Source organism: Bacillus sp. GMs2/2 (genome assembly GCF_050172095.1).
GTDB lineage: Bacteria > Bacillota > Bacilli > Bacillales > Bacillaceae_G > Bacillus_A > Bacillus_A cereus.
This window is the reverse complement of sequence record NZ_JBNLYE010000370.1, coordinates 1-3,814: the sequence shown is the minus strand read 5'-3', so window position 1 is coordinate 3,814 and position 3,814 is coordinate 1. Positions and strand designations below refer to the sequence as shown.

Sequence of the window (3,814 nt, the reverse complement as noted above, 5' to 3'; positions counted from 1 at the left end):
AAATCCGTTTGATATAACGATCAAATGGGTTTCTTTTTTTGTTATTTATAACCGTTTGTGATTGTTTTTGATTATTTATGAATGTTTGTGGTTGATTTTTGTGATCGTTTTCATTATACTGTAATCAAAGAAGAGGTGAATAAAATGTTAACTCCTGAACGTCATCAAATGATATTGCAACTTGTAAAAGAGCAGAAGATTGTTAAATTACAACAATTGGTGGAAAGAACAGAAAGCTCTGAATCAACAATTCGTCGTGATTTAGCGCAATTGGAAAAACAAAGGTTATTAAAGAGAGTTCATGGTGGTGCCGCTGTTTTAACAGGAAAAGGGCAAGAACCAACGATGGTTGAAAAATCATCCAAAAACATTCAAATAAAACAACAAATTGCTAATTATGCGGCTAGCGTTATTGAACAAGGTGATTGTATTTATTTAGATGCAGGAAGTACAACATTTGAAATGATTCCATTTTTAATAAATAAAGATGTGACTGTCGTTACGAATGGACTTATGCATATTGAAGCTTTAGTTGAAAATAATATTCGTGCGTATTTACTAGGTGGAATGATGAAGAGTAGGACGAAAGCTTTAATCGGTGCTATGGCACAGGAAAGTATGCAGAAGTATCGTTTTGATAAATGTTTTTTAGGTGCAAATGGTGTACATGAACAGCTTGGCTTTACAACGCCAGATCCAGAAGAAGCGCTCTTAAAACAAATGGCATTAACATTAGCAAACGAAGGATATTTCTTAATTGATGAAAGTAAGTTTTCAGAAGTTGCATTTGCGAAAATTGCAAATGTTGAAGAAGCAAATATTATTACAAACCATTTAGAAATTGATTTAGAAAAATATAAAAGACAAACCAATGTAATTGAGGCTGATAAACAATGATCTATACAGTTACTTTAAACCCATCTATTGATTATGTAGTACAAGTTAATTCCTTTGATTTAGGCGCAGTCAATCGAGCAGAGAAAGATATGAAGTTTCCTGGAGGAAAAGGGATTAATGTTTCTCGCGTTCTCCATCGTTTAGGTGTGGAAAATATAGCACTTGGATTTACTGGTGGATTCACCGGTCAATTTATTAAAGGTGTATTACAGGCGGAAGGCGTAATGACAAACTTCATCCAAGTAGACGGAGATTCCCGAATTAATGTGAAAATAAAAGGGCAAGAAGAGACAGAATTAAATGGGCAAGGTCCTAATGTGACAAATGAGCAATTTGAACAATTAATGAAACAAATCGAAAGTATGAAGCAGGGAGATTGCGTTGTGCTAGCTGGAAGTGTACCTGCATCTATCCCAACTACCTTTTATGAATCAATCGCAGCGCTCGGAGCTGAAAAAGGTATTCGAGTAGTAGTCGATGCGAGTGGAAGTGCACTGCAGCATGTAATTAAAAATAAGCCATTTTTAATTAAGCCAAACCATCATGAACTTGGTGAGTTGTTTGGAGTGGAGCTTTCAACAGTAGAGGACGTTTTACCTTATGGAAGAAAATTAATTGAACAAGGTATAAAACATGTTATCGTATCGATGGCTGGAGAGGGAGCTTTATTATTTACGGCAGAAGGTATATATGAAGCGACTGTTCCAAAAGGTGTTGTAATTAATTCAGTTGGGGCCGGAGATTCTCTTGTTGCAGGGTTTGTAGGCAAATATGAACAGACAAAAGATATTGAAAAGGCATTTCAATACGGCGTTGCAACAGGGAGTGCAACAGCATTTTCAGCTGATTTATGTAAGAAGGAAAAAGTAGAAGAATTATTGTCGCAAGTAATTGTAGCTAAGCGATAGGGGGAAGCAACATATGAAAATTACAGAACTATTAAAAAGAGATACAGTCATTATGGATTTGACAGCTTCAAATAAAGAAGCTGTCATAGATGAATTAGTTGAGAAATTAAATGGGGCAAATCGTTTAAATAGTAAAATGGAATTTAAAGAAGCTATTTTAAAGCGGGAGTCCCAAAGTACGACTGGAATAGGGGAAGGTGTTGCAATACCTCATGCGAAGACAAAGGCTGTTAAACAACCATCGATTTGTTTTGGTAGAAGTGTAAGCGGTATCAATTATGAGTCGCTTGACGGACAGCCAGCACACTTATTCTTTATGATTGCTGCAAGTGAAGGAGCGAATAATACTCATTTGGAAACGTTGTCTCGTTTATCGACATTATTAATGGATGAAGGGTTTCGCAAGCAACTATTAGAAGCAAAGGATGAAAGTGAGCTTCTTCAACTATTTGATGAAAAAGAGAATGAAAAAGAAGAAGAGATTGAAGTCGCAAAACCAGAAGTAAATGAACCGTACGTACTTGCTGTTACAGCTTGTCCAACTGGAATCGCTCACACATATATGGCAGCGGATAGCTTAAAAGCAAAAGCGACAGAGTTAGGAATAGCGATTAAAGTTGAAACAAACGGATCGACAGGTATTAAAAACGGTTTAACGAAAGAGGATATTGAACGTGCAACAGCTATTATTGTTGCGGCGGATAAACAAGTAGAAATGAATCGTTTTGCTGGTAAACATGTCATTCAAGTACCAGTCGCTGATGGGATTAGAAAAACGGAAACACTTCTTAATCGAGCTGTAAAGCAAGATGCACCAATCTTTAAAGGTGTAAAAGAAGATGGAAAGGCAGAAAGTACGGAAAAAGAAAAAGGATTAGGAATTTATAAGCATTTAATGAATGGCGTAAGTAATATGCTTCCGTTCGTTGTTGGCGGCGGGATTTTAATAGCGCTAGCGTTTTCGTTTGGTGGTATAAAGGCGGAAGGTCCTTTAGCTGAATTGTTCATGTCAATTGGTGGAGGAAAAACAGGTGCGTTTTTATTCCTTGTACCAATTTTAGCTGGATTTATTGCAAGTTCTATTGCTGATCGTCCTGGTTTTATGCCTGGTGTTGTAGGTGGATTTTTAGCGGCGAATGCGAATGCTGGCTTTTTAGGTGGATTAATTGCTGGTTTCTTAGCTGGATATGTTGTTTTAGGGTTGAAAAGATTATTTTCAGGACTACCAGTACAATTAGAAGGAATTAAACCTGTTTTGTTATATCCAGTCTTTGGATTATTGATTACAGGAGTTGTAATGCAAAAAGCAGTGATTCCGCCTGTAGTAGCATTAAATGAAATGTTGACAGGGTGGTTAAATGGTTTAAACGGTACGAATGCTATATTACTAGGTCTTATTTTAGGTGGTATGATGGCAATTGATATGGGTGGTCCAATTAATAAAGCGGCGTTTACGTTTGGTATTGCTGCAATAGAAGCACAGAATTTTGGAGTGCACTCAGCAGTTATGGCTGGTGGTATGGTACCGCCACTTGCGATTGCATTTGCAACTACATTCTTTAAATCAAAGTTTACAGAAGCGGAACGTAAATCTGGTTTAACAAATTATATTATGGGAGCATCGTTCATTACAGAAGGTGCGATTCCGTTTGCAGCTGCAGATCCGGTTCGAGTAATTGTAAGTTGTGTTGTTGGTTCAAGTATTGCAGGTGCGTTATCTATGTTATTCCAAATTACATTACCAGCACCGCATGGTGGATTATTTGTAATAGCGTTAGTAAATAAACCGTTACTATATATTTTCTCTATATTAATTGGAACGATTGTCTCGGCTATTATGCTAGGTGTTTGGAAAAAGAAAGTTCAATAACAAATGAAAAGAGAGCAGCTTTTAGTAGCTGCTCTCTTTTTATTACAAAAAAATAGGTTAACAATTAAATATTGATGTTTTTTGGTAAAAGATGTAAAGAATTGTGAATTTTTTGTAACAAAAAAGTAACACTGTAATT

The 3,814-nt window shown here is 36.3% G+C and carries 3 protein-coding genes; all 3 read left to right on the top strand.

The window, feature by feature from the left end; all coding sequences use genetic code 11:
- Positions 1–144: 144 nt before the first annotated feature.
- From ACQGS6_RS24430 to ACQGS6_RS24420, 3 genes are read left to right on the top strand one after another with little or no spacing between them, the layout of a single operon-like run.
- A complete protein-coding gene (locus ACQGS6_RS24430; RefSeq protein ID WP_000957263.1) occupies positions 145–897 on the top strand; it encodes a DeoR/GlpR family DNA-binding transcription regulator in 753 nt (250 codons plus the stop codon).
- The gene (gene pfkB, locus ACQGS6_RS24425; protein ID WP_000640830.1) at positions 894–1,805 is read left to right on the top strand and encodes a 1-phosphofructokinase; all 912 of its coding nucleotides are present in this window, start codon (positions 894–896) and stop codon (positions 1,803–1,805) included. The genes ACQGS6_RS24430 and pfkB overlap by 4 nt, the downstream gene beginning before the upstream one ends.
- Before the next feature lie 13 nt (positions 1,806–1,818).
- Positions 1,819–3,675: a PTS fructose transporter subunit IIABC gene (locus ACQGS6_RS24420; protein ID WP_426965739.1), complete on the top strand. Its 1,857-nt coding sequence runs from the start codon at positions 1,819–1,821 to the stop codon at positions 3,673–3,675.
- Positions 3,676–3,814: the final 139 nt, after the last annotated feature.

Coding starts and splice junctions, on each gene's coding strand:
- pfkB (WP_000640830.1), top strand. CDS start 894: ATGATCTATACAGTTACTTTAAACCCATCTATTGATTATGTAGTACAA.
- ACQGS6_RS24430 (WP_000957263.1), top strand. CDS start 145: ATGTTAACTCCTGAACGTCATCAAATGATATTGCAACTTGTAAAAGAG.
- ACQGS6_RS24420 (WP_426965739.1), top strand. CDS start 1,819: ATGAAAATTACAGAACTATTAAAAAGAGATACAGTCATTATGGATTTG.